General features: G+C 66.9%; 20 protein-coding genes. 2 read left to right on the top strand and 18 right to left on the bottom strand.

From position 1 onward, the window contains the following. Window positions 1–805 precede the first annotated feature (805 nt). Window positions 806–3883: a TonB-dependent receptor gene (locus tag AC5P60_RS13280; protein ID WP_353949587.1), complete on the top strand. Its 3078-nt coding sequence runs from the start codon at window positions 806–808 to the stop codon at window positions 3881–3883. A 201-nt stretch (window positions 3884–4084) separates the two neighbouring features. Continuing rightward, complete coding sequence (locus AC5P60_RS13275; RefSeq protein WP_005409441.1) at window positions 4085–4279, top strand: heavy-metal-associated domain-containing protein; 195 nt, start codon at window positions 4085–4087, stop codon at window positions 4277–4279. Between the two features lie 78 nt (window positions 4280–4357). On the opposite strand, the gene cueR is transcribed toward AC5P60_RS13275, so the two are convergent. The 18 genes from cueR to hisS all read right to left on the bottom strand — a co-directional run bounded on the left by cueR (window position 4358) and on the right by hisS (window position 24933). Further along, window positions 4358–4813, bottom strand: a complete 456-nt coding sequence (cueR, locus tag AC5P60_RS13270) for a Cu(I)-responsive transcriptional regulator (RefSeq protein ID WP_049433126.1) — start codon at window positions 4811–4813, stop codon at window positions 4358–4360. Between the two features lie 11 nt (window positions 4814–4824). After that, a complete protein-coding gene (locus AC5P60_RS13265) occupies window positions 4825–7326 on the bottom strand; it encodes a heavy metal translocating P-type ATPase (RefSeq protein WP_483692746.1) in 2502 nt (833 codons plus the stop codon). Window positions 7327–7499: 173 nt separating this feature from the next. Beyond that, a complete protein-coding gene (locus AC5P60_RS13260) occupies window positions 7500–10457 on the bottom strand; it encodes a TonB-dependent receptor plug domain-containing protein (protein WP_483692747.1) in 2958 nt (985 codons plus the stop codon). Between the two features lie 401 nt (window positions 10458–10858). Next, a complete protein-coding gene (locus AC5P60_RS13255) occupies window positions 10859–11590 on the bottom strand; it encodes a copper homeostasis protein CutC (protein WP_242899394.1) in 732 nt (243 codons plus the stop codon). Next, window positions 11587–12585 carry a glycosylasparaginase gene (locus AC5P60_RS13250; RefSeq protein ID WP_049453834.1) on the bottom strand — a complete coding sequence of 333 codons (999 nt, stop codon included), beginning with the start codon at window positions 12583–12585 and terminating at the stop codon, window positions 11587–11589. Before AC5P60_RS13250 ends, AC5P60_RS13255 begins: the two co-directional genes overlap by 4 nt. A gap of 51 nt (window positions 12586–12636) precedes the next feature. Continuing rightward, window positions 12637–13659 (bottom strand): glucokinase, encoded by a 1023-nt coding sequence (locus AC5P60_RS13245; protein WP_033833302.1) that lies wholly within the window; start codon window positions 13657–13659, stop codon window positions 12637–12639. An 84-nt stretch (window positions 13660–13743) separates the two neighbouring features. Next, window positions 13744–14028 carry a hypothetical protein gene (locus tag AC5P60_RS13240; RefSeq protein ID WP_005409434.1) on the bottom strand — a complete coding sequence of 95 codons (285 nt, stop codon included), beginning with the start codon at window positions 14026–14028 and terminating at the stop codon, window positions 13744–13746. 36 nt (window positions 14029–14064) lie between these two features. Further along, the gene (locus AC5P60_RS13235; protein WP_483692748.1) at window positions 14065–15654 is read right to left on the bottom strand and encodes a calcineurin-like phosphoesterase C-terminal domain-containing protein; all 1590 of its coding nucleotides are present in this window, start codon (window positions 15652–15654) and stop codon (window positions 14065–14067) included. Window positions 15655–15808: 154 nt separating this feature from the next. Then, on the bottom strand, window positions 15809–16429 hold the full coding sequence (gene hisIE, locus AC5P60_RS13230; protein WP_033833300.1) for a bifunctional phosphoribosyl-AMP cyclohydrolase/phosphoribosyl-ATP diphosphatase HisIE: 621 nt from the start codon (window positions 16427–16429) through the stop codon (window positions 15809–15811). After that, window positions 16419–17195, bottom strand: coding sequence for an imidazole glycerol phosphate synthase subunit HisF (gene hisF / locus AC5P60_RS13225; protein ID WP_049402241.1), 777 nt, complete (start codon window positions 17193–17195; stop codon window positions 16419–16421). The genes hisIE and hisF overlap by 11 nt, the downstream gene beginning before the upstream one ends. Beyond that, window positions 17189–17923: a 1-(5-phosphoribosyl)-5-[(5-phosphoribosylamino)methylideneamino]imidazole-4-carboxamide isomerase gene (gene hisA / locus AC5P60_RS13220; protein ID WP_049433131.1), complete on the bottom strand. Its 735-nt coding sequence runs from the start codon at window positions 17921–17923 to the stop codon at window positions 17189–17191. Before hisA ends, hisF begins: the two co-directional genes overlap by 7 nt. Continuing rightward, window positions 17920–18522, bottom strand: coding sequence for an imidazole glycerol phosphate synthase subunit HisH (gene hisH, locus AC5P60_RS13215; RefSeq protein WP_049433132.1), 603 nt, complete (start codon window positions 18520–18522; stop codon window positions 17920–17922). The genes hisA and hisH overlap by 4 nt, the downstream gene beginning before the upstream one ends. Continuing rightward, on the bottom strand, window positions 18519–19592 hold the full coding sequence (gene hisB, locus AC5P60_RS13210; protein WP_483692749.1) for a bifunctional histidinol-phosphatase/imidazoleglycerol-phosphate dehydratase HisB: 1074 nt from the start codon (window positions 19590–19592) through the stop codon (window positions 18519–18521). The genes hisH and hisB overlap by 4 nt, the downstream gene beginning before the upstream one ends. Then, window positions 19589–20683 (bottom strand): histidinol-phosphate transaminase, encoded by a 1095-nt coding sequence (gene hisC, locus AC5P60_RS13205; protein ID WP_005413168.1) that lies wholly within the window; start codon window positions 20681–20683, stop codon window positions 19589–19591. The genes hisB and hisC overlap by 4 nt, the downstream gene beginning before the upstream one ends. Next, window positions 20680–21975 carry a histidinol dehydrogenase gene (gene hisD, locus AC5P60_RS13200; protein ID WP_012480031.1) on the bottom strand — a complete coding sequence of 432 codons (1296 nt, stop codon included), beginning with the start codon at window positions 21973–21975 and terminating at the stop codon, window positions 20680–20682. The genes hisC and hisD overlap by 4 nt, the downstream gene beginning before the upstream one ends. Next, the gene (gene hisG / locus AC5P60_RS13195) at window positions 21972–22883 is read right to left on the bottom strand and encodes an ATP phosphoribosyltransferase (RefSeq protein WP_483692750.1); all 912 of its coding nucleotides are present in this window, start codon (window positions 22881–22883) and stop codon (window positions 21972–21974) included. The genes hisD and hisG overlap by 4 nt, the downstream gene beginning before the upstream one ends. 34 nt (window positions 22884–22917) lie before the next feature. Then, the gene (locus tag AC5P60_RS13190; RefSeq protein ID WP_088025802.1) at window positions 22918–23226 is read right to left on the bottom strand and encodes a YerC/YecD family TrpR-related protein; all 309 of its coding nucleotides are present in this window, start codon (window positions 23224–23226) and stop codon (window positions 22918–22920) included. Window positions 23227–23538: 312 nt separating this feature from the next. Further along, window positions 23539–24933, bottom strand: a complete 1395-nt coding sequence (hisS, locus tag AC5P60_RS13185) for a histidine--tRNA ligase (protein WP_005413164.1) — start codon at window positions 24931–24933, stop codon at window positions 23539–23541. Window positions 24934–24970: the final 37 nt, after the last annotated feature.

Raw genomic sequence — 24970 nt, 5'->3', positions numbered from 1 at the left:
TGCCGAAGCCGAAGCAACAGCAAAAGCCGACTATCCGTGGGATGGCGGGATGGGTCCGGTTGCGGGGGACGCCGTAAACCCGTCCCTGGGGGCTTGGCCGCGGCATCCATGCCGCGGACACCCCCGCAACCGGACCCACCCCGCCTTCGACAGATTTCCGCGATCTGTGGATCCACGCCATGCGTGGATGAATCTCTGTCGGATATCGAAATCAATCGGGCGTCAGATCCGTTTTCCAAAGGAAAACGGATCTGACGCCACGACCCCATGTCGTTCCAGGATCAATCCAACCGTCACCGGGAAACTGTCGAAGGTGGGGCGGTGTCGGATTGCGGGGTGTCCGCGGCATGGATGCCGCGGCCAAGCCCCCATGGACGGGTTTACGGCGTCCCCGCAATCCGACACCGCCCCGCCCAACCCACAGAAAACCAGAGCCGTTCTGGCTTTGGCTTTGGCCTTGGCGTCGAGCAGGTGCAGGGCGCAGCCCTGCCGACCCACCCTCCCCTGCGCACGAAAACGATTTCACTGTTTTCAGCAAACCGTCATCCCTTCGCCACGCCAGTACCATATTGCGGAGCAGCATGCGCCCACGGGCGACCCATGCTAAAAAACGCCCGCCCATCGCTTAGATCGATCCAAGCCGACATTGCGATGGCCGGGAGTTGGGGGAGCGGCAACAGGACGTACCAGGCCACGCGCACGGTGCAACTGCCACTGCATGGCGATAGCGACAATGTCACTTCAAATTAGATCGATTCAAGTTGTCCGTGCCACGTCACCGGATCAATCCAGGAGAGAGGGAGAGATGGGAATGAAGCATTCACCACGTACGCATGGCCAGGACGCATTGTCGCTGGCCGTCGCGCTGGCCTTGGCCGCCGCCGTCGTTCCGGCCGGCGCCGCCGCGCAGCAGGCAACCACCAGCGGCTCGCAGGAAGCCACCAACCTGGACAGCGTCCAGGTCACCGGCTACCGCTACGCCATCGAAAAGAGCCTTGAGCAGAAGCGCGACGCCAACGCCGTTGTCGAAGTGATCACCGCCGAGGACGTCGGCAAGTTCCCCGACAAGAACGTGGCCGACGCACTGCAGCGCGTGCCCGGCGTGGTCATCACCCGCAGCGGCGGTGAAGGCAAGAGTGTCAGCGTGCGCGGCCTGGCCTCGGACCTGACCCTGACCCAGTTGAATGGCAACTACGTGGCCACGTCGGAAACCAACGACGAAGCCACCCGTTCGTTCAACTACACCCTGCTGCCGTCGAACATGCTGTCCAGCGCCGAGCTGTTCAAGTCGCCAGAAGCACGCATCGACGAAGGCGGCATCGGCGGCACGGTCATCCTGCACACCCGCCGTCCGCTGGACATGGAGTCCAACTCGGGCTTCGTCACGCTCGAGGGCACCTCCTCCGATACCCACCACGATATCGACCCGCAGGCCTCGGCCCTGTATTCGTGGCACAGCAAGGATGAGCGTTTCGGCGTGCTGGTCGGCGTGACGCAGCAGAAGCGCACGACCCGTACCATGGAAGCCAGCACCGAGGACTACCAGTGGTACGGCGCCGGCAAGGCACGCGACGCCTATGGCAACGTGCAGCAGCAGGATGGCATCCACTACTGGTGGGGCAAGTCCGGCTTCAACAACCAGACCGGCGGCAACTACAGCGACTTCTTCATGCCGACCTCGGTCAACTTCGCCGTGAAGGAAGAAAAGCGCGAGCGCAAGGGCGGCCAGCTGACCTTCCAGTTCAAGCCGGTCGACAACGTCACGATGACCGCCAACTACTTCCGCTTCGAGCTGCAGGGTGACTACACCCAGAACATGCTGAAGATTCCGGAATGGAGCATGGCCCGCTTCAACGGCGATGGAAACTGGGCCGGCGGCCGCCTGCTCAACGGCCTGGATTTCGACCCCAGCGGCAACACCGTCACCGGTGCCCAGTTCGAAAAGCTGGCCGGAAAGACCTACTACTGCAGCGAAGACCAGGCCAAGGCCGCCGGCCTCAAGCCCGGCGGCTGGGGCCCGGACGACTGCACGATGCCGACACCGCAGCTGACCGGTGGCTACAGCAAGGAAAAGGCGCTGTCGCAGACCGCCGACCTGACCATCGACTGGGACATCAGCCCGCTGTGGAAGGCCTCGTTCACCGGTGGCCGCACCTGGTCTGAAGGTGGTCCGTCGATGAACTTCCGCATGTCGGCCAAGCCGCGCCGCAAGGTCGGCAACGACTACCTGTCCGGTAACCAGTACAGCGCATGGGACCTGACCGGCACGCCGTCTGCCACCTTCTCGCCCGACCTGCAGCAGCAGCTGATGAACGGCATCGCCGAAGTCGACACCGGCTCGACCGATTCGTCGTGGAAGCGCACCGAGGTCAAGCAGAACTACTTCCAGGCCGACGTGACCAAGCTGTTCGAGTCCGGCTGGCTGGATTCGATCCAGTTCGGTGCCAAGTACCGTGATGGCAAGGTCCACCGCAACACCGGCAACACCTACTGGGTGTGCCCGGGCCGTGACCCGGCCGACTATGACAACAGCCGCTACCAGAGTGGCTGCGATCCGACTGCCGGCGATGCGCAGCCCGGCTTCTTCCTGTCGAACCCGATCAGCAACATTGCCGGTGGCTTCAATGCCAACGTGTTCCCGGGCATCAACTACCCGGCTTACATCGACTATCTGAACAAGACCTACGGTGGTTCGCACAACCGTACCGAGGAAGACTTCGTCTACAACGTCAACGAGAAGATCTACTCCGGCTACTTCCAGGCCAACTTCCGCACCGAGCGCCTGCGCGGCAATGTCGGCGTGCGTGTGGTGCGCACCAAGCAGTTCGCGCAGTCTTCCGACTCGATCGAGAAGTTCAACGACTACTTCCTGGACAACGCGTCCGGCGCGCCGATGGCGTGCACCGATCCCGCCGCTGCGGCCTACCCGACCTACAGCTGCGAGAGCGGCTTCGTGCGCCTGCCGCATGACCTGGCGCAGAGCAAGACCTACAGCCTGATCGGCGTGGACCGCACCTACACCGACGTGCTGCCGAGTTTCAACATTGCATGGGACATCACCGACACGCTGGTGCTGCGTGGTGCCGCATCGAAGGTGATCGCCCGCCCTGGCTACACCGATATCGCAGCACCGGGCGCACTGAGCTACTACAGCGAGGAGTACGTCAATGATCGCCGCGTTGCCGGTGGCGCATCGACCGCAGGCTGGGTCGGCCAGGGCAGCAACAAGCAGCTGGAGCCGTTCAAGGCCACCCAGTTCGACCTGGGCGTGGAGTGGTACTTCCAGCCGGGCGCGGTCGCCGGCGTCAGCCTGTTCCGCAAGAACGTGGACAACTTCACCCTGCCGGTGGTGCGCGACACGCCCATGGTCATCAACGGTGAAGCGGTGAACGTGCAGCGCTACGAGACCCAGGCCAATGGCCGCGATGGTGTGTCGCAGGGCGTCGAGCTGTATGGCCAGTACACCTTCGATTTTGGCTTCGGCGTGCAGGCCAACTACACCTACAACGACACCAACCTGGCTTCCATTGTTCTGGACGGGCAGGAAATCGGCTCCTCGCCGCTGGTCGGCAGCGCCAAGAACCAGGCCAACGTGACGGTCTTCTACGAGAACGAGAAGTTCCTCGCGCGCGCCTCGTTCAACCGTCGCGGCCAGGTGGTCGGTGGGCTCAACAATGGCCTCACCGTCTACACCGAGCCGTATGACCAGCTGGACCTGAACGTGGCCTACAACCTGACCCCGGACTGGACCCTGACCGCCTCGGTGATCAATGCCACCAAGTCCGAGCAGCGCGTGCACCTGGGAAGCGACACCAAGGCACGCCTGATCTCCAATACCTATGCAGGCCGCCAGCTGTACTTCGGCGCTACCTGGAAGTTCTAAGGCAACACCGGGTTGCCCGGGCGCGCCCCGGTGCAACCCACGCCCCGCCCTGGCGGGGACGTTCCTCCACGGCAGCCGCGCTGGTACAGGTGGCTGCCGTTTTTTGTCGGCGCCTTGCCTGTCGTTCAGCCCGGCGCTTGACCCTGCCATCGTTGGAAGGTGCACACTGACTCCACCCCAAGAGCACTGAAGGAGCTAAAAATGGAATTCCATGTCGATGGCATGACCTGCGGCGGCTGCGCGCGCAGCGTGACCCGTGCGATCCAGCAGATCGATCCCAACGCCAGCGTGGTCGCCGACCCGCCGACCGGCCTGGTCAAGGTGCAGACCACCGCATCGCAGGAAGACGTCTTCGCCGCAGTGAACGACGCAGGCTTCCCGCCGCGTACTGCCTGATCCCCTACCCCGTCTCACACAGAGAAGCCCGCCCGGTGCTGTCGCACCCGCGGGCTTTTTCATGCATGCGCTATCGAGTCAATGCTTGTGCGTACGCCGCCGCACCGCACCGGTCTTCGCGGTATCGACCGGCACCGGCGTCTGATCGTCCTCACCCAGCCGCTGCAGGATCGGGCACTCCGGCCGCTCGTCGCCCGCACAACAACTGATCAGCGATTTCAGCGTGTCGGCCATCTGCCGCATGTGCTCGATGCGCTGTTCCAGATCGGCAATGTGCTGTTCGGCCAGGTGCTTCACGTCGGCACTGTGCCGCGAGGTGTCATTCCAGAGGCCCAGAAGATCAGCGATCTCGGCCACCTGGAAGCCGAGATCGCGCGCGCGGCGAATGAAGCGCAGACGGTGGATGTCCGCCTGCGAATACGCCCGGTAGCCCGACTCGGTTCTATCAGCGGCGGGAATCAGGCCGATCTGTTCGTAGTAGCGGATCATCTTCGCCGACACGCTGGAGGCCTTGGCGGCTTCACCGATGTTCATGGGCATCCCCCTCAATGAGTGACGGCGGCGGCATCCGCCATCGGCGGCTGGAAGCGGCGCAGGCGCAGCGCGTTGCCCAGCACGAACACGCTGGACAGGGCCATCGCACCGGCCGCGAACACCGGTGACAGCAGCACGCCCCAGACCGGGTACAGCACGCCGGCGGCCACCGGAATCAACGCGGTGTTGTAGGCGAAGGCCCAGAACAGGTTCTGCCGGATGTTGCCCAGCGTCGCCTTCGACAGCGCGATGGCATTCGGCACCCCCTGCAGGTTGCCCGACATCAGCACCACATCGGCCGATTCAACTGCGATATCCGTGCCGGTCCCGATGGCCAGGCCGACATCGGCTTCAGCCAGTGCCGGCGCATCGTTGATGCCGTCGCCGACGAAGGCGACATGGCCATGCGTGGCCTTCAAGCGGCGCACCGCCTCGACCTTGCCTTCCGGCAGCACCTCGGCCACCACTTCGTCGATGCCGAGCTGGCGCGCGATCGCCTGCGCGGTACCAGCGTTGTCACCGGTGATCATCGCCACCTTCAGGCCAAGCTGATGCAGTGCCGCGATTGCGGCCGGCGTGCTCGGCTTGATCGGATCGGATACCGCGATGATTGCGGCCAGGCGGCCGTCGATGGCGGCATACAGCGGCGACTTGCCCTGGGTGCCCAGCTCTGCCGCCAGCGTCGCAAACAAAGTGATGTCCACGCCCAGGTCGCGCATGAAGCGATCGGCACCGACCTCCACCCGCGCACCATCAACGTTGGCACGCACGCCCATGCCGGTGACCGATTCGAAATCGACCATCGACGGCAGCGCGATGCCCTGCTCGGTGGCTGCATCGACGATGGCGCGGGCAATCGGATGCTCCGAGCGCGACTCCACCGCCGCCACCGCCGCCAGCACCGTGCCGTGATCAAAACCGCTGGCGATCTCCAGATCGGTCAAGCGCGGGCGGCCCTCGGTCAGCGTACCGGTCTTGTCCACCGCCACCACCTGCGCGTCCTTCAGCAGCTGCAGCGCCTCGCCCTTGCGGAACAGCACGCCCATTTCAGCGCCACGGCCGGTCCCGACCATGATCGAGGTCGGGGTCGCCAACCCCATCGCGCACGGGCAGGCAATGATCAGCACCGCCACCGCATTGACCAGCGCGAAGCTCAGCGCCGGTGACGGACCGAAGATCAACCAGACCAGGAAGGTCGCCAGCGCGGCCAGCATCACCGTCGGCACGAACCACAGCGTGACCTTGTCAACCACCGCCTGGATCGGCAGCTTCGAGCCCTGCGCCTGTTCGACCATGCGGATGATCTGCGCCAGCATGGTCTGCGCGCCCACCGCTGTCGCACGTACCGTCAGTGCGCCCTTCTGGTTGACCGTACCGCCCACCACGTTGCTGCCCGGCTGCTTCTCAACCGGGATCGGCTCGCCGCTGATCATCGATTCGTCGATGTAGCTGCGGCCTTCAACCACCTCGCCATCGACCGGCACACGCTCGCCTGGCCGCACTTCCACCACGTCGCCGCTCTGCACTTCATTGACCGGGATATCGACGGTGCGGCCGTCACGGATCACGTGGGCGACCTTGGCCTGCAGGTTGACCAGACGCTTGATCGCCTCGGAGGTACGGCCCTTGGCCCGAGCTTCAAGGAAGCGGCCGAGCAGGATCAGCGCGACGATCACCGCCGCCGCTTCGTAGTAGACGTTCACCGTGCCCGGCGGCAACAGCCGCGGTGCAAAGGTTGCCACCACCGAATAACCGAACGCCGCGGCGGTGCCCACCGCCACCAGCGAGTTCATGTCCGGCGCCAGCCGCAGCAGGGCCGGGAACCCCTTCTGGTAGAAACGGCGGCCGGGAATGGCCAGCACCAGGAGGGTCAGTACGAACTGCAGGTACCAGCTGGCCTGCATGCCGATGGTGGCCATCACCCATTCGTGCATGCCGGGAATCAGGTGCGAACCCATCTCCAGCACGAACACCGGCAGCGCCAGCGCGGTCGCCACGATCAGGTCGCGCTTCAGTTCGGCGCGCTCGGCATTCTTCTTTTCAGCGGCTTCATCATCGGACTGCACACCGGCCTCGATCGGGCGGGCGGCGTAGCCGACCTTGTCGATGGCCGCAACCAAGGCGGCCGTATCAGCCACGCCGCGCACGGTCGCACGCTCCGTGGCCAGGTTCACGCTGGCCTGGCTCACGCCTGGCACCGCCAGCAACGCGCGCTCCACGCGGCCCACGCAGGACGCGCAGGTCATGCCTTCCACGGCCAGTTCAACGGTGGTGGGGGGCACGTCGTAGCCCACCCGCTCCACCGCTTGGATCAACGCGGCCCGATCGACCGGACCGGACGGGCGGATATCCGCGCGCTCGGTGGCCAGATTGACCGAAACACTGCCCACGCCTTCGACCCTGGACAGCGCCGCCTCGACCCGGCCGACACAGCTGGCGCAGGTCATGCCTTCGATGGGCAGGCTGATGGTGGCGGGGCTTGCGGGGGCTGCAATGGCGCGGGGCGTGCTCATGATCGGATTCCCGGGGTTCCTTCTGGATGCGGACAGGCTAAACCTTGCCATCGTGGGAAGGTCAAATCCAGCCACCCCGGGGTTCATGATGGGGTTCGTCCACGCATGGCGTGGAACTACCGAGCGGACGGAGGCGCCAGGCGGATCAAGCCCGGCGCCCCCTGCGGGTCTGCTCAGAAGGTGAACACGTACTCCAACGCGAACTCGCGGCCGACCGCGCCCAGCAGGCGGGTCGGGGCGAAGTCGTAATCCAGCTTGTACGGGTCCTTGTGGTTCCAGCTGGCGGAGTTGAAGGCGTTGTTGACGTACACGTTTACCTTCGCGTGTTCGGTCACCTGGTAGCCCACGTTGAAGTTCCAGGTGATGAACGGCCCCACTCGACCGTAGTAGCGCGCCGTCTGTTGCCCGGCATTGGGGTTCGGGTTCGGCGAGCCGTCCGGACGTGTCGCCGGCTCCAGGCAGTTCAGCGACGGGCTGTCGCTGGGCACGTAGCCGTCGGCGAACGGCAGGCAGCCGCCGGGGTTGTCCAGGCGGTCGGTGCCCCAGTGGTAGCGCACGCCCGGCACCGAGCCCACGCGGTCGGCATAGACATTGGCATTCCAGTTGCCGCGCTGCCAGGCCAGGCTCGCGCGCAGCTTGCTGCGCAGGTCGCGGTCGCGGCGTTCCGGGTTCGGGTCGTTGGCGTAGCGCTGTTCCTTGGTCGAGATCTGGTTGGTGTAGTTCAGGCCCAGCTGGAAACTGCCCCACTGCGCGGTTTCCAGGCGATAGCGTGCGGTCAGGTCGACACCACGCACTTCGCGGCTGGCCAGGTTGAACGGGCCGCGCTCGATCGACACCAGGCGGCCGCTGCCGTCACGGTTCACGCGGGCCAGGATGCCGGCGCAGTAGTCGCCACCGGCCGGATTGGCCCACGGCGTGCCATCGATGTTCTTGCCGGTCAGGCAGCCGGCCTCGCTGGCCAGCACCTCATCGGCGCCGACGTCGACGATCATGTCTTCCAGCTTGATCGCCCAGTAGTCGGCACTGACCGACAGGTTCGGCATCACGTCCCAGACGAAACCGACCGTCCACGAATCACCGGTTTCCGAGCGCAGCAGCGGCGTGCCACGGCGGTTCACGTCGAAGGTGTACCAGACATCGGTGTTGCCCACGCCGCAGTTGTTGACCAGGTAGGCACCGCTCTGGATGCAGCGCAGGCGGTCATAGGTCTGCACTTCGGAGCTGCTCGGCTGGCCCAGCAGGTAATGCATGTCCGGCGCATGGAAGCTGGTGGCATAGGAGCCACGCACCAGCAGCGATTCAACCGGGCGCCATTCCAGGCCGACGTTCCAGGTGGTTTCCTTCTGGCTGCCGATGTTCAGTGCTTCGCTGCTGTCGTCGGCCTTGTAGTTGCCATAGCGGTCATAGCGCGCGGCCGCAGTGGCGGTCACGCTGTCCAGCAGCGGAATCTTGAACTCGACGCCGGCCGAATAGCGGGTGCGCTCGCCGCCACCGCGATCGACGTTCTGCAGGTCGAAGTCGATGCCGGCGCGTGGGTCGGGGCTGAGGTGATAACCCTGCTGCGCGACTTCAGCCACCGCGGCGAACGAGATCGGGCCGGCCCAGCCCTGGAACAGTTCGCCGGTGATATCCGCCGACGCCTGGTTGACCCAGGACGCCGCACGGTTCTTCGCCACCGTACCCATCTGCCAGTACTGGTCCGGCGTCAGCGGATTCCACCAGCGCGATTCGTTCAAGGCGTAGATCGCCTCGCCATCGGCCGTGGTGCCCAGCTTCGGGCCGAGGAAGTAGTCGTACGACTTCTGCTTGTCGACCACGTTCTGCCGTTCTTCCACGCGGTAATAGGAACGCCCCACCGTGGCGCTCCAGTCGAAGCGATCGGCCAGGCGGCCACGCAGGCCAGCGCTCCAGTCCCAGGACAGTTCGCGGTTGGTGTTGCGCAACGTATCCAGCCCGCCAACCTCATTCGGGGTGAACTGGCGCACGCCAAGAATCGGGCGGTTGCGGTTGGCGTCCCAGTAGTAGCCGTTGTCATCGTCGATCAGCGACACGCCGGGCGGATTGGTGCCCCAGATCGCTTCGGAACGGTAGACCGCCAGATTGGTCCAGGCCTGCAGGTCATTGCTGAAATCAAACGTGGCATACAGGTTGCCGGACACGTTCTCGGCACCGCCGGTGAGCAGCCAGTTGGCGTAGTCGGCGCTCATGCCGCACAGGCGGCCGGTGTTGGTGATGGTGTTGGCGGCGTAGTTGTAGACCAGTCGATCGGCGGTGTAGTACTCACTGCCGAACTTCTCGCAGGTGCCGGTGGGCGGCGCCAGGCGCTGGCCCGTGGTCGGATCGATCAACGCCAGTCCGGCGGTAGGACGGAAGCCGACCTTGCGTTGTTCCATGTTCCAGGACGGGTACGGCGCATCATCGGCATCGTCCATCTGCGGGCGGTCACGGCCGAACAACGGATCGCGCTTGGTGTACTGCAGCGCGTAGGTCACGCTCCAGTTGTCACCTCTCTTGCCGCCGGCCCAGGACAGGTCCCAGGTGTCGCGCCCACCCTCGGTGGAGGTGCCGCCACGCACGCGCACTTCGTCGCCGTCGTAGTTGGTCTTCAGGATGACATTGACCACGCCGGCGATCGCATCCGAGCCATAGATGGCCGAGGCGCCACCGGTCAGCACTTCGATGCGCTCCACCGCCGCGGCCGGAATGTTGCCGTAGTTGGAGAAGTTGGTTTCACCGCCATAGGGCAGCGGGTAGTCGGCCACGCGACGTCCGTTGACCAGCAGCAGCGAGCGGTTCGGGCCCATCCCGCGCAGGTTCAGGCCGCTGGCATTGGGCGTATGCGAACCCCACTGCGAGGCGGCTTCAACAGTGCCGGTCGCTTCGGTGAGGGTCTTCAGCGCGTCGTACACGCTGACGAAGCCTTCCTTCTGGATCTGCGCGGCGGTGATCACGTTGACCGGTGCCGGGCCTTCGACGCTGGCGCGCTTGATGCGCGAGCCGGTGACGGTGACCGCGTCGAGATCCTTGGTGGACGAACTGGCAGCTTCCTGTGCACTGGCAGCCAGGGGCAACAGGGCCAGGACCAGGGCCTGGGACAGCAGGTGACGACGCTTGCGGACGTTCTGAGCCATGGGTGGTTGCTCTTCGAAAGTGTGGACGCACGGACGGGTGGTGGCGCGGCGCTACGGCTGATCCGGGCACCTGGATCGGTTCAAGACCGTCCCGACACCCTCCCCTGTGGATCGATCCAAACTAAAGCACAGCTGAACCACGCCGGGCATGCGGCGATGCAGCAATGCCCGAGGGAATGCCGCTATCGGCTGCCGGCATCCAGAACAATCAAAGGGTTGCAAAACATCGCTGAGAGAACAGCGCACACGTCAATGACGCGATCGCGACAATCGCGCGCGGAACGGATTTGTCCGTCGCAGGACAGCGCCGGGGTCGGATCCCTTCGCAGAAGGGCTATGACCCGATTGCGTCGGGTGGGGTCGGAGCCCTTCTGCGAAGGGATCCGACCCCGGCCCTGCGATCAGCCGTCGAGGGCCTGACGCAGTGCGGCCACGGTCGCGGTGGCGGTCTGGCTCCAGTCCGGGCCCAGCCCGCGCAGCGCCGGGTTCTGGAACTGCATGGCCGAGCGCCTCAGGCCTTTGGCCGAGGCGTGCAGTTCGGTGCAGCCGCTGCGTCGTGCGACGGCGGCGATGTTGGCCGGGCCCAGCCCGGCGCCGGCCATCACCGTGATACGTCCTGCCGCCTGGGTGACCAGGCCCGCCAGCACATCGGCACCGGCCTCGGCACTGACCTGGCCGCCCGAGGTCAGCACGCGCTGGCAACCCAGTTCGATCACCTGTTCCAGTGCCGCCGGCAGATCGCGGGCGGCATCGAAGGCGCGGTGGAAGGTCACCTGCAGCGGCCCGGCAGCCTGCACCAGTTCACGGCACAACGCCACGTCGATACCGCCCTGCACATCCAGCGCACCGATCACCACGCCGTCGCAGCCGAGCGCGCGGCACTGCGCGATGTCACGCAGCATCAGTTCGATTTCCAGCGCGTCGTAGTGGAAGTCGCCCGGGCGGGGTCGCACCAGCACGAACAGCGGAATCGACAGGCGTTCGCGCGCAAGCGCGATGGTGGCGAACGACGGCGTGGTGCCTCCCTCGGCCAGGTTGTCGAACAGCTCGATGCGGTCGGCGCCGCCGGCCTGGGCGGCCAGCGCCGAAGCCAGCGAGTTACTGGCGACCTCCAGGGTCAGCCGCGTGCTCACGCCTGGGTGCTCGTGTAGATCGACGGCGAGTCGCGCAGGTCATCCTGGCGCTGCGCATCGCACACGGCGTAGACGAAGCCGCGATGCAACGCGTAGGCGCCCACCTCGCCCTGCTTGTTCATGGCCAGGAAGCAGACCTGCAGTGTCTTGCTCGCTTCGGGGCGCTTGCGCACCACGCGGTCGATGGCTTCACGGCAGGCCTGTGCCGGCGAGCGCCCCTGGCGCATCAGTTCGACCACCAGGAACGAAGCGGCGTTGCGGATCATCTCTTCACCCACGCCCGAAGCAGTGGCCGCGCCCACGTCGTTGTCGACATACAGGCCGGCACCGATGATCGGGCTGTCGCCGACCCGGCCGTGCAGCTTCCAGGCCATGCCGCTGGTGGTACAGGCACCGGCAAGGTGGCCCTTGGCATCCAGCGCCAGCATGCCGATGGTGTCGTGGTTGTCGCTGTTGCCGGGAATACCTCGCCGCTCGGCGTTGATCTGCGGCTGATACTTCTCCGTCTTCAGCCACTCGCGCCAGGCCGCTTCGGCCTGCGGCGTCAGCAGGTGCTTGCGCTCGAAACCCTGCTGCATCGCGAACTGCTGCGCGCCCTCGCCCACCAGCAGCACGTGTGGGCTGTTCTCCATCACTTTGCGGGCCACCGACACCGGATGCAGGATGTCGACCAGCGCGGCCACTGCGCCACAACGGCCATCGCCATCCATGATGCTCGCGTCCAGGCTCAGCACGCCGTCGCGATCCGGGTTGCCACAATGGCCGACGGTGGGGTTGCACAGCTCGCTCTCGGTCCAGCGTGCGCCTGCTTCCACCGCATCCAGCGCGCTGCCGCCCTGCGCCAGTACCTTCCACGCGGCCTGGTTGGCCGGTACGCCGAAGTCCCAGGTCGAAACCACCTTGGCCCCACCCTGCGTGCGCGCCTGCACGCCCGGCAAAGCCGCCATGCCTGCAGCCAGTGCACCGGCCTGCAGGAACTGCCTGCGATCCACCATCTTCCCCTCCCAGTCTGCAATGCACGGCCGGCCCGATGCCGACCCTGCCGATCAGTCGTGCGTGGGCTGCCGTGCGGCGTGCCAGACCGCTGCGCCGAGCACGCCCAACTGGCCGTGCTCCACCCGCCATACCGGCACCTGGCGCAGCACCTCGGTCAGTACGCCCTTGTTGAGGAAGCGCTCACGGAAGCGGCCATCGGCCAGGAAATCCTGCACATGCGCGGAAATACCTCCGGCGAGGTATACCGAGCGCGCACCGACAGCGATCGCCGCGTCGCCGGCCAGGCTGCCCAGCCAGGCACAGAACACCTGCAGCGTTTCCACCGCCAGTGCATCCTCGCCGCTGCGGGCGGCACCGATCAGCGCCTCGGTACTGGTCCACACCGCGGTGGCACCGCGCAGCTCGCACAGGCACGGGTACAGGTTCATCAGGCCACTGCCGGACAGCACGCGTTCGTTGTCCACGTGCGGCCAGCGCTGCAGCAGCTTGCCCAGCACCTGCAATTCCAGCGTGTTGCCGGCGCCGAGCGCGGCATGGCCGATCTCGCTGGCCAGCACCGGGCGCTCGCCGTCGGCAAAGCGCAGTGCGGCGCCCAGGCCGGTACCGGCACCCAGCACCAGCGCCGGGAATGCCTGCGCCGGATCAGCATCGCCGTTCAGCGGCACCAGCGTGTCCGGCCGCAGATAAGGAATGGCCAGCGCCACCGCCTCGAAATCGTTGATCAGCTGCAACTCGTGCAGCCCGGACTGCGCGCGTGTGGCCGACAGCGAGACCGTCCATGGCAGGTTGGAATTGATCAGCACATCGCCATCGAGCAGGCCGGCAATGGCCACCACCGCGGTCTGCACCGGCTGGCCAAGGCCTGCGGTGAAATCGGCCAGGATCGCCGCCAGGCTGGGATGCTCGGCGCAGGCATAGGTGCGATGGCTGCTCAGCAGCGGCGCCTGGCCGGGTTGGGTTTCAGCCAGCGCGAGGCGGGCGAAGGTGCCGCCGACATCGGCAACGACCAGACGGCGTGGAAGACCGCCGCGGGCGGAGTCGGAGGAAACCGGGGACGCTGCTGCGATGGTCACGCTGGCCTGCTTGGATCGATTGAATCGCCCCGATTCTCAGGCATCGGGGCGGCTTTGCCTAGCGCGCCGACGGTTCAGGTTGGCCTACATGCCTTCCTGTTCGGCCACCTGCACGCCATCCACCAGCACCCGCAGCCGCTGCGGGCGGAAGCCGGCGAACAGCAGCGGCCGGGTGCGCTCGACCAGCACTTCATGGCCGGCGATGTGGCGCAGCCACGACTGTACCAGCGAGAACGAGAAGTGGGTGCCCGGATGCAGCGGGTGCTGCACCCAGACCTTCTCGGTGGCGCTCTGCAGCAGCATCGCGCCGGTGAACCAGTGGCGGCTGAGGGTCACCGGTGTGGTGCCGGCCATGAAGCGGATATCCATGCGGGGTCCTTTCGCTGGAGCGCTGGTGCGCGGGGGTCAGGGCTGGGCAGTCTGCAGGCTGTAGCTGGTGCTGGCGGTGAACACCGCGCCGTCGGGCTGGGTGGAACGCACCTCGACCTTGTGGCTGCCCACGGCCAGATCGGTCGGCAGCGCGCCACGCCACAGGTGCGGCGATGCGGTGGCCTCCGGCGAGCGGTCGTAGCCACGCAGGCTGTCAGCCAGATCGTCGGCCACGTTCTCCACCATCAGGCGCGGATCGGGCTGGCTGACCTGCTTCATCGGCTGCCAGGCGCCGCCATCGACGCGGTACTCGACCACGCTGGCATCCTCACCCATGTAGACGTTGGCATAGATGCCCCATGCCGGATAGGCCCCCTGGCGCAGCACCTTGGGGGCATGCAGGCCGATCTGCTCGCTGGCCGGCTTGCCGGCCACGCGGTACTGCAGTCTGTAGCTGCCATTACCGGCCACGTCGAGCAGCGCATAGCCCTTCGGCGTGCCATCGCTCATGGTGCTGTCCGGCACGCCGGCGGCATTCTTCACCCCCGACCAGAACGCACCGCAGTTGGCACCCACGTTGTATTCGTGCAGCGGCTTGTCGCCGTTCCAGCCGTCGGCCTTGCCGTGGTAGACGTGCTGCTGGGTGTGGCTGTGGCCGCTGAGCACCAGCACGTTGCGGAAGTCCTTCAACAGGTCGAACAGGCGCTGACGGTCAGCATGGCGGAAGGTCTCGCGTCCGGGCGCCGCGTCGAACAGCGGGATGTGCATGCCCAGCACCAGCAGGCGATCCTTGTGCAGGCCCTTCAGGTAGCTGGCGAGGAAGGCGAACTGGTCTTCGCGCAGTCCACCGACATACTTCGGCTTGGCCTTGGGGTCGTACACCACGTCGTCCAGGAACACGAAGCTGGCGCCGCCTTCTTCCACCGCGTAGGTGTCCGGGCCGTAGATGTTGCGCCAGCTGTCCAGCGAGTGCTCATCGCTGGCGGCATCGAGATCGAGGTCGTGGTTGCCCGGCACATGGAACCACGGCACGCCAAGTTCGGTGGTGACCTTGTTGATCGCCGGATACAAGGTCAGGTCGTCGTTGACGATGTCACCCAGGGTGGTGCCCATGCGCGCCCTCGTCTGACCGACCAGCGGCGCCACGATCGACTGCTGGTAGTAGCCGATGTCCTTCAGGCTGGCGGTCTGCGAATCGGTGAACACCAGCATCTGGAAACCGCGGCGGCTGTCATGGCGATCCGACTGCAGCGCGAAATCCCAGTTGCGGGTGACATCGCTGGTGGCGGCGATGCCGCCGTACTTCAACGCCGGCGAACCGTTCGGGCGATAGTGCCGCCAGAACGAAGGCAGGCCGTCGGCCGCTTTCGGGAAGGAATACGCATCGGGCTTGATCACGAACACGGTCTGGCCATCACGCACCGGCAGGCTGTAGCTGCCGTCTGCAGCCGTCTTGACGATGGCCTCGCCGTTGGAGACCTGCACGCCGGCCAGGCCCGGATCGGTCGCACCGCGGCCGGGTTTGCCGTCGCGCTCCAGATAGACCTTGCCGGTGACCACGGTGTCCGCGGCCCAGGCCGGCGAGGTCAGCAACAGGCAGCACAGCCAGGCGGCAGGCAGTTTCATGGGCGGTCCGGGTAAAGAAAGACCGCCTATTGTAGATTCCGTTGATGACATCGCGCACGCGATGACGCATGCCGGTAGTGCCGGCCGCTGGCCGGCAGCCCCATGAACGTCGGGCATCCGGGGCTTGCCGGCCAGCGGCTGGCACTACCCCACTTCAACGATGGCGTTTTTCCAGCACCGCACGCGCATCATCCAGCGACAGCCCGCGCGCGCGCAGCAGCACCAGCAGGTGGTACAGCAGGTCCGAGGCCTCGCCCAGCAACGCCTCATCATCCTGCGCCACCGCCGCCAGGGCGGTCTCCACCCCCTCCTCGCCCACCTTCTGTGCGATACGGCGGATGCCGCCCTCGAACAGGCTGGTGGTGTAGCTGCCCGGCGGGCGTTGCGCCTCACGCATCGCCACCAGCTGGCCCAGCCCGCCCAGGAAATCCTTCGGCGCCTGGTCGAAGCAGCTCTCTGCACCGGTGTGGCAGGTTGGCCCCGCCGGCCGTGCCATCACCAGCAAAGTATCTGCATCGCAGTCGACGCTGATCGACTGCACCACCAGCACGTTGCCGGACTGCTCGCCCTTGGTCCACAACCGCTGCTTGCTGCGGCTGAAGAAGGTCATGTGGCCGATGGCCAGCGTGGCCGCCAGCGATTCGGCACTCACAAAGCCCAGCATCAGTACCTGCAGGGTATCGGCATCCTGCACCACCGCCGGCAGCAGGCCGTCGCCCTTGCTCCAGTCCAGCGCCTGCAATGCGTCCAATGACGGCCTGACTTCAATAGACATCCCGCACCTCGATCTGCTGTCCGCGCAGGTAGCGCTTCAATTCCGGAATGGCGATCGCGCCGCTGTGGAACACGCTGGCGGCCAGCGCGCCGTCGACGTCGGCCTGGTCAAAGGCTTCGGCGAAGTGCTCCATCGCACCCGCACCGCCGGAGGCGATCAGCGGCACCTGGCACAATGACCGTGCCTGCTGCAGTTGCACGACATCGTAGCCACGGCGTACGCCATCGCTGTCCATGCAGTTCAGCACGATCTCACCGGCACCCCGCCGTTGTGCTTCGACGATCCAGTCCAAGGTGCGCAGTGGCACCGCCTGGGTCTTGTCCGGGTCCCCGCTGAAGCGGCGCACCCGCCACTGTCCATCGGTCTCGCGTACCGAGTCGACACCGACCACCACGCATTGCACGCCGAACTCGTCGGCCAGTTCAGTGATCAGTTCCGGACGGCCCAACGCCGGCGAGTTGATCGACACCTTGTCGGCACCGGCGAACAGCACGCGACGCGCGGTTTCCACGCTGTCGATGCCACCGGCCACGCAGAACGGAATGTCGATCAGCCGCGCGATGCGCTCGATCCAGGCAACGTCGACCGAACGCGCCTCGGGGCTGGCGCCGATGTCATAGAACACCAGCTCGTCCGCCCCCTGGTCGCGATAGCGCTGCGCCAACTCGGCGATGTCGCCCATGTCGACGTGGTCGCGGAAGCGCACGCCCTTGACCACGCGGCCATCGCGCACGTCCAGGCAGGGAATGATGCGCCGGCTCAACATGCCAGCGCCTCCGCCAGGTCCATGCGCTGCTCCAGCAGTGCCTTGCCGAGAATCGCACCGCCACAGCCGGCGGCACGGGCCTCGGCCACATCGGCTACGTCACGGATTCCACCGGAGGCCTGCACCGCCACCCCCGGCAGCAACCCCGACAAGTGCCGGTAGAGGCCGATGTTGGGCCCGGCCAACATGCCATCCCGGGCAATGTCGGTACACAGCAGGTGGCGCATGCCGGCGCGCGCGTAGCGCTGTGCAAGGTCATCCAGGGTCACCCCGGCATTCTCGGTCCAGCCGTGCACCGGCAGCTGCCACTGCCCCTGTGCGTCCTGGCGCGCGTCCAGCGCAATCGTGATGCGCTCGGCGCCGAATTCCTCCAGCCAGCCGACCACTTCATCGGGGCGACGCACCGCCAGCGAGCCGACCACGACGCGACCGGCGCCGGCATCGAGGATGCGCGCCACATCGTCGCGGCCGCGCACGCCACCGCCGGTCTGCACCTGCAGCGGCGTGTGCGCGCGGATCGCAGCCAGCAGCGGCGCCAGGGTGTAGCCACCGGCGCGTGCGGCGTCCAGGTCGACCAGATGCATCCATTGCGCGCTCTGCGCGGCGAAGGCCTGCGCGCGCGGCAACGGATCATCCCCATAGGAGGTTTCCTGAGCGTAGTCGCCCTGGCGCAGCCGCACCACGCGGCCATCGCGGATATCCAGCGCGGGGTAGACGATGAAACTCATGCAGCCGTGCCCTCGAGGAAGTTGCGCAGCATCAGCGAGCCGGTCTCGCCGGAGCGCTCGGGGTGGAACTGTGCACCGTAGTAGCGCCCCTGCTCCACCACGGCAGTGAACAGGCCGCCGTGGTCGCAGGCAGCGACGGTGTGGGTGTTGAGGGGTGCCGCGTAGCTGTGCACGAAGTAGGCGCTGGCACGCTCCGGCACGCCGCGCAGCAGCAGCGATTCGCGCAGCGGCAGCAGGCGGTTCCAGCCCATGTGCGGCACCCGGATGCCGCAGGCCGGCACCAGCTTCCGCACCACGCCGGGAATCAGGCCCAGTGTCTCCACACCCGCTTCCTCGGAGCGCTCGAACAGCAGCTGCATGCCCAGGCAGATGCCCATCAGCGGCACCTCCAGTCGCTGCAGCGGTTCCACCAGGCCCTGCGCATGCAGGCGTTGCATGCCGGGACCGGCGGCGCCGACGCCGGGCAGGATCACCCGCTGCGCAGCGATCAGACCGTCCGCATCGCGCACCAGCCGTACCGTCGCACCCAGGCGCTCCAGTGCGTAGCGCACCGAGCCCAGGTTGGCGCCGCCGGCATCGATCAGCGCAACGTCACTCACAGCGCCCCCTTGGTGCTCGGCAGTGCCGTGCCGTCCCGGGCCAGCGCCGGACGCAGCGCGCGGGCCAGGGCCTTGAAGCACGCCTCCACCTTGTGGTGATCGTTGTCGCCGCGTACCTGCAGGTTGAGGTTCAGGCCGCTGGCATCGCACAGCGAGCGGAAGAAGTGCGGTACCAGCTCGGTCGGCATATCGCCCACGCGCTCGCGCTTGAACTCGCCCTCGAACACGAAGTACGGGCGGCCACTGAAGTCCAGCGCAGCGCTGGCCAGCGTCTCGTCCATCGGCAGCGTGAAACCGTAGCGGCCGATGCCGCGCTTGTCGCCCAGCGCCTCGCGCAGCGCCTGGCCCAATGCGAGCCCGGTGTCTTCAATGGTGTGGTGCTCGTCGATGTGCAGGTCACCCTCGGCCTGGATGTCCAGCGCGAAGCCGCCATGCTTGCCGATCTGTTCCAGCATGTGGTCGAAGAACGGCAATCCGGTGGCGATGCGTGCATCAGCGGCACGGTCCAGGTCCAGTTCCACGCGGATCTTCGTTTCTTTCGTGTTGCGCTGGACCACGGCGGTGCGCGGCGCATCGGCCAGCGCATGGGCAATGCCCGGCCAATCCCACTCGCCACCAAACTGCGCGGTGCGCAGCTGGAAACCGCGGATGTTGAGGTTGTCGGCAAACTGCAGGTCGGTGATGCGATCGCCGACCATGCCCGAACGCGACCAGTCGATGCTGCGGTCCTGCAGATAAGCCGTCATCAGTCCGATGCCCGGCTTGCGGGTCGGCGCATTGTCGTGCGGCCAGCTGCAGTCGATCAGCACGTCACGGAAAGTGATGCCCTGGCTTTCGAAGATCTGCAGCATCAGCTCGTTGGGGCCATCGAAGCTGGCACGCGGGTAGCTGTCGCTGCCCAGGCCATCCTGGTTGGTGACGATCACGAACTGGTAGCCGGCATCCCGCAGCTTCAGCAGCGCCGGGATCACCTGCGGCACGAAGCGCAGCTTCTCGTAGGCGTCGATCTGGAAATCGGACGGCTCCTCGATGAGGGTGCCGTCGCGGTCGATGAACAGGATCGGGGTCATGCTGCGGCCCTCCGCGCCGACAGGGCCGCGAGCACGCGGTCATTCTCTTCCGGGCTGCCGATGCTGATGCGAAGCGCATCGCCCAGCTGCGGCGCGGCGCGCTGGTCGCGCACCACCACCCCTGCAGCAAGCAGCGTATCGAACGCCGCCTGCGCATCGGCGAAGCGGACCAGCAGGTAGTTGCCGGACGAGGCGTACACCCGGCGTACACCGGGCAGGCTGGCCAGTGCCGTTCGCAGGCGTTCGCGCTCGGCGATGACCGTGGCCACGCGCTCGGCGGTGCGTGCCAGCGCGGCCGGCTGCAGGGCCTGCACGGCCAGTTCCGCGCACGGGGTCGGCACCGGATACGGCGCCTGGCAGCGGCGCAGCACGGCAATCAGTTCCGGCGCGGCGATCAGCGTTCCAATGCGCGCGGCCGCGAGTGCGTGTGCTTTCGACAGCGTGCGCAGCACCGCCAGGTTGGCGTGCGCGGCCAGCAACGTGGTCGCCGACGGACGCTGCGCGTACTCGACATAGGCCTCGTCCACCACCACCAGTGCCTGCCCGCGCAACGCAACCGCCACCCGTTCGACCTCGTCCAGGGCGATATCACTGCCGGCCGGGTTCGACGGTGCGCACAGGAACACCAGCTTGGCATTGCGCGCCCTGGCGGTGTCGATCACCGCATCCAGATCGGCGCGCAGGCCATCCTCGCTGTCCACCAGCGGCACTTCAATCAATGCGGCGCCCTGCAGGCGTGCGCAGACGGCGTACATGCCGAACACCGGCGGCGTGACCAGTACGCCATCGCGGCCCGGCACGCACAGGGCACGCACCAGCAGATCAATGGCTTCGTCGCTGCCGCGACCGATCAGCAGCTGCTGTGGCGTCACGCCGTACAGCGCCGCCAGTCCCTCGCGCAATGCCAACGGCTGCGGTTCGGGATAGCGCCGGCTGCTGCCCGCGGCATCAGCGGGATTGGCCCAGGCCGATTCATTGGCGTTCAACCAGACCTCGCCCTGCACCGCCGCGCTGCGCGCCGAGCTGTAGCCGGCGAAGGCCTGCAGATCCGGGCGAACCAGTGCCAGCACATCATCGATAGCTGCGTTCATGCTGCCACCTCCATGCGCACTGCGACCGCACGTTCATGTGCATCCAGGCCTTCGGCACTGGCGATGATGCGCGCGCAGCCGCCAATCGCTGCCAGGCCGGCGGCGCTGGCGCTCTGCACGCTGATCAGGTTCTGGAAGCTGGCCACACTGACACCACTGTAGGCACGTGCGGCACCCGCGGTGGGCAGCACGTGGTTGGTGCCGCTGCAGTAGTCGCCCAGTGCCTCGGGGGTGTAATCACCCAGGAACACCGAGCCGGCCGCCTGCACCTTGTCCAGCCACGCACGCGGATCACGCAATGCCAGGATCAGGTGCTCCGGTGCATAGCGGTTGCTGATCGCGAAGGCTTCGTCCAACGAGTCGACCTGGATCAGCCGCGAGGCCGACAGCGCCTGGCGTGCGATCTGCTGGCGCGGCAGCAAGGCCACCTGGCGCTCGACTTCAGCCTCGACCGCCGCCAGCATCGCGGTATCGTCGGTCAGCAGCAGCACCTGCGAATCCGGGCCGTGCTCAGCCTGCGACAGCAGGTCGGCGGCGACGAACGCCGGGTTTGCACCTGCATCGGCAATCACCAGCACTTCGGAGGGACCGGCCGGCATGTCGATGGCGGCGGCGCCGTCCTGTGCGACCTGCTGCTTGGCTTCGGTGACGAAGCTGTTGCCCGGCCCGAACAGCTTGTCACAGGCCGGAATGCTGGCCGTGCCGTAAGCCATCGCAGCGATGGCCTGGGCGCCGCCCAGCTTGAACACGCGCTGCACGCCGGTCAGGCGTGCGGCCACCAGCACCGCAGGATCGGCCGTGCCGTCGGCGCGTGGCGGCGTGCACAGCACCACCTGCGGGCAGCCGGCCAGCTGCGCGGGCACGCCCAGCATCAACGCGGTGGACGGCAGCGGTGCGCTGCCGGCCGGCACATACAGGCCCACCCGGCCGATCGGGCGCAGCATGCGTTCGCAGACCACGCCCGGTGCGGTTTCCACGGCATACCCCGTACCCATGCCGGCGGCGTGGAAACGGGCGATGCGTTCGGCAGCTTCGACCATCGCCTGGCGCAGCTCGGCGGGGACGGCGGCATCGGCCGCTGCGAACTCGGCTTCGCTCACTTCGAACGATGGCAGCTCGACGCCGTCGAAACGTGCGGTAATCGCACGTAGCGCGTCATCGCCCTGCCCGCGCACCTGTGCAATCAGCGTCGCCACCGCATCGCGGGTCTGCTGCGCCACGGTCTGCACCGGGCGGGTCAGTGCCGCACTGCGCGCGGCCTCATCAAGTCGGGACCAGATCAGACGGTTCATGCCAGCGACCGCTCCACGCTCAGTACCATCAAGCCCTGCGCGCCGGCGCGCTCGAGTTCCTCCATGCGCTGCCAGCTCAGCGGGCCCGGGCACATGGTCTGCAGGCGCGGTGCGCCGCCGTCGGCCGGCAGCCGCACCAGCGGCTCGGCATCGGCCAGCAGCTGCGCCAGCGCGTCGACGCGATCCTCGCTGGCGCGGAACATCAACAGCTTGCGGTCCTGGCGCTGCACCACGCCGTCGAGGCGGCGCAGCAGCATCGCGCGCAGCGATGCACGTGCATCATCCGGCACGCGCACCGCACCGGCCAGCACCGCCTCGCTGTCGAGCAGGTTGTGCACCGGGGTCAGCTGGTTGGCGCGCAGCGTGGCGCCGCTGGAGACCAGATCGCAGATCAGGTCGGCGGTACCCAGGCGCGGGGCGATTTCCACCGACCCGGACAGCTCGACCACCTGTGCGTCCACGCCCTGTTCGGCCAGCCATTGCTTGAGGATGGCCGGGTAGCTGGTGGCAATGCGGGCACCGGCCAGCTGCGCCGGTCCCTGCCACTGCCACTCCTCGGGTACCGCCAGCATCAGCCGGCACTGGCCAAAGCCCAGTCCGCGCAGTGCCTGGTAGGCATCCGGCAGGCCGATCTGGCGACGTGCCGCAGCCTGCTCGTCCAGCTCGTTGCGGCCGACGATGCCGAGGTCGCAGACGCCGTCGGCGATCAGGCCGGGGATGTCGTCGTCGCGCACCAGCAGCAGGTCCACCGGCAGCGATTCGCCGTAGCAGAACAGCTTGTCGCGGCTCTCGCGCCAGCTCAGGCCGCAGGCGCTGAGCAGGTTGCGCGCGGGTTCGGCCAGCCGGCCACTCTTCTGGATGGCGATACGCAGCCGGTCTCGTGCCGGCGCTGCCTGGGTTGCACTCATGGGGGAGGTCTCGAAGTTCGGAACGGGGCGCGGATCAGCGCGAAGCAAGGCGGTCGATGGCGGCGGCATAGCCTCGATGGCCATGCTCGAGCGTTCGCGCCACCCGTCCGGTGGTGGTCACGCTGACCCCGGTGCGCTCGTGGATCTCGCGATACGGCACGCCCTGCTGCAGCAGCGGCACCACCTTCCAGCGGTCGGCCATGGCTTCCAGCTCGGCCGGTGTGCACAGATCGCGCAGGAAGGCCTCGACCTGTTCCGGCTCGCGCAGGGCAGCAAAGGCTTGGGCCAGGGCTTCCAGGTCGGCCTTAGGGTCTTTGGCGGCAATCTCGGGGCGGGCTTTCACGGGGTCGTTTCCATGCATCAATGTAATAGCGCGTTAGTACATTAGCGCATTCTTGCGCACTGCGTCAAATCGGGGGTTGAGAGTGCGGCAGGGCTGCTGCCCTGCACCCGCACCCGCAGAGGCCGGAGCATCGGCACAGCTGGGTTCCGGGCCGACCCCGCCCTCGACAGGTGGTCACGAGCTGTCGGGACGGCCGGGGTCGGATCTGTTTTCCAGAGGAAAACGGCTCTGACCCCGGAACGGGGCCCGGAAACGAAAACGCCCACCGGTTGGTGGGCGTTTCGTTGAAGCGCTGCATGCTGCCAGGGGCCGTTACATCACCTTCGACTGCTCCAGCTCGACCTGCAAGGTACTGGCCAGCTCATCGCGGGAGACCTCGAACTGCTGCTCGCGCAGCAGGTCCTTCACTGCCACCACGCCGCGCGCCAGCTCGTCCTCACCGGCCAGCACCACGAAGCGGATGCCGGCCTTGGCGGCGTACTGGAACTGCTTGCCGATCTTCTTCGGCTCCATCTGCACTTCGGTATTGATGCCACCGGCGCGCAGGCGGCGCGCGATGTCCAGCGACTGCGGCATGCCCTGCTCGTCCATCAGCGCCACCAGCGCCTGCACGCTGCTGCCCTCGATGCCATCGATCAGGCCGGCTTCGCGCAGCTGCCAGAACAGGCGCGACAGGCCGATGGAGATGCCCACGCCCGGCAGCTTCGACTTGCTGTAGTGGCTGGCCAGGTCTTCGTAGCGGCCGCCCGAGCAGATCGAACCGATCTGCGGGTGGTCGGTCAGCGTGGTCTCGTAGACGGTGCCGGTGTAGTAGTCCAGGCCGCGCGCAATGGAGAAATTCAGGCAGTACGCGGTTTCCGGCACGCCCAGCGCCTGCACCAGCTGCAGCACTTCGCGCAGTTCGGCGACGCCGGTACGCAGGATCTCCGAAGAACCGGCGTCGGCTTCAAGCGTGGCCAGCTGCGCCAGTGCATCGGCATGGCCCTGCGAACGCACGGCCACGAACGCCAGGATCTTCTCGACCTGCTCGGCCGGAATCTCGAAGCCCTCGCCCACCAGCGTCTCGCGCACGTAATCGGCGCCGCGCTTGTCCAGCTTGTCCACTTCGCGCAGCACTGCCAGCTGGCGCTCGCCCTCGGCCACGCCCAGGCTCTCGAAGAAGCCACGCATCAGCTTGCGGTTGTTCAGCTGGATGCTGAAGTCACCGATGCGCAGTTCCGAGAACACCGCGTGGATGACCGCCAGCACTTCGGCGTCGTATCGCACGCTCAGGCTGTCCTTGCCGATCACGTCGATGTCGCACTGGTAGAACTCACGGAAGCGGCCGCGTTGGGCGCGCTCGCCGCGGTACACCCGCTGCATCTGGTAGCGACGGAACGGGAAGGTCAGTTCATGCTCGTGCTCGGCCACGTAGCGCGCCAGCGGCACGGTCAGGTCGAAGCGCAGCGCCATTTCCGGCAGCGAACGGTCACCCGATTCGGCGGCGTTGGCCAGCGCACCGGTGGACTGCACGAAATACACCTGGCGCTCGGTCTCGCCACCGGACTTGGTCAGCAGCACGTCGGACAGCTCGAACACCGGCGTCTCCACCGGCAGGAACCCGAAGCGCTCGTAGTTGCGACGGATCACGTCCAGCATGCGCTGGAACGCAATCTGCTCGCGCGGCAACAGTTCAAGGGTGCCGGGCGGGGTACGGGGCTTGATCACGGGCGGAACTCCTGCTGGAACGGGACGTGGGAGGGGG

The sequence above is a fragment of the Stenotrophomonas sp. YJH_SMC_120 genome, assembly GCF_059368675.1.
This window is presented reverse-complemented; position numbering and strand designations above follow the sequence as displayed.

Coding starts and splice junctions, on each gene's coding strand:
- AC5P60_RS13280 (WP_353949587.1), top strand. CDS start 806: ATGGGAATGAAGCATTCACCACGTACGCATGGCCAGGACGCATTGTCG.
- AC5P60_RS13275 (WP_005409441.1), top strand. CDS start 4,085: ATGGAATTCCATGTCGATGGCATGACCTGCGGCGGCTGCGCGCGCAGC.
- cueR (WP_049433126.1), bottom strand. CDS start 4,813: ATGAACATCGGTGAAGCCGCCAAGGCCTCCAGCGTGTCGGCGAAGATG.
- AC5P60_RS13265 (WP_483692746.1), bottom strand. CDS start 7,326: ATGAGCACGCCCCGCGCCATTGCAGCCCCCGCAAGCCCCGCCACCATC.
- AC5P60_RS13260 (WP_483692747.1), bottom strand. CDS start 10,457: ATGGCTCAGAACGTCCGCAAGCGTCGTCACCTGCTGTCCCAGGCCCTG.
- AC5P60_RS13250 (WP_049453834.1), bottom strand. CDS start 12,585: ATGGTGGATCGCAGGCAGTTCCTGCAGGCCGGTGCACTGGCTGCAGGC.
- AC5P60_RS13240 (WP_005409434.1), bottom strand. CDS start 14,028: ATGGATATCCGCTTCATGGCCGGCACCACACCGGTGACCCTCAGCCGC.
- AC5P60_RS13235 (WP_483692748.1), bottom strand. CDS start 15,654: ATGAAACTGCCTGCCGCCTGGCTGTGCTGCCTGTTGCTGACCTCGCCG.
- hisIE (WP_033833300.1), bottom strand. CDS start 16,429: ATGTCTATTGAAGTCAGGCCGTCATTGGACGCATTGCAGGCGCTGGAC.
- hisF (WP_049402241.1), bottom strand. CDS start 17,195: ATGTTGAGCCGGCGCATCATTCCCTGCCTGGACGTGCGCGATGGCCGC.
- hisA (WP_049433131.1), bottom strand. CDS start 17,923: ATGAGTTTCATCGTCTACCCCGCGCTGGATATCCGCGATGGCCGCGTG.
- hisB (WP_483692749.1), bottom strand. CDS start 19,592: ATGACCCCGATCCTGTTCATCGACCGCGACGGCACCCTCATCGAGGAG.
- hisC (WP_005413168.1), bottom strand. CDS start 20,683: ATGAACGCAGCTATCGATGATGTGCTGGCACTGGTTCGCCCGGATCTG.
- hisD (WP_012480031.1), bottom strand. CDS start 21,975: ATGAACCGTCTGATCTGGTCCCGACTTGATGAGGCCGCGCGCAGTGCG.
- hisG (WP_483692750.1), bottom strand. CDS start 22,883: ATGAGTGCAACCCAGGCAGCGCCGGCACGAGACCGGCTGCGTATCGCC.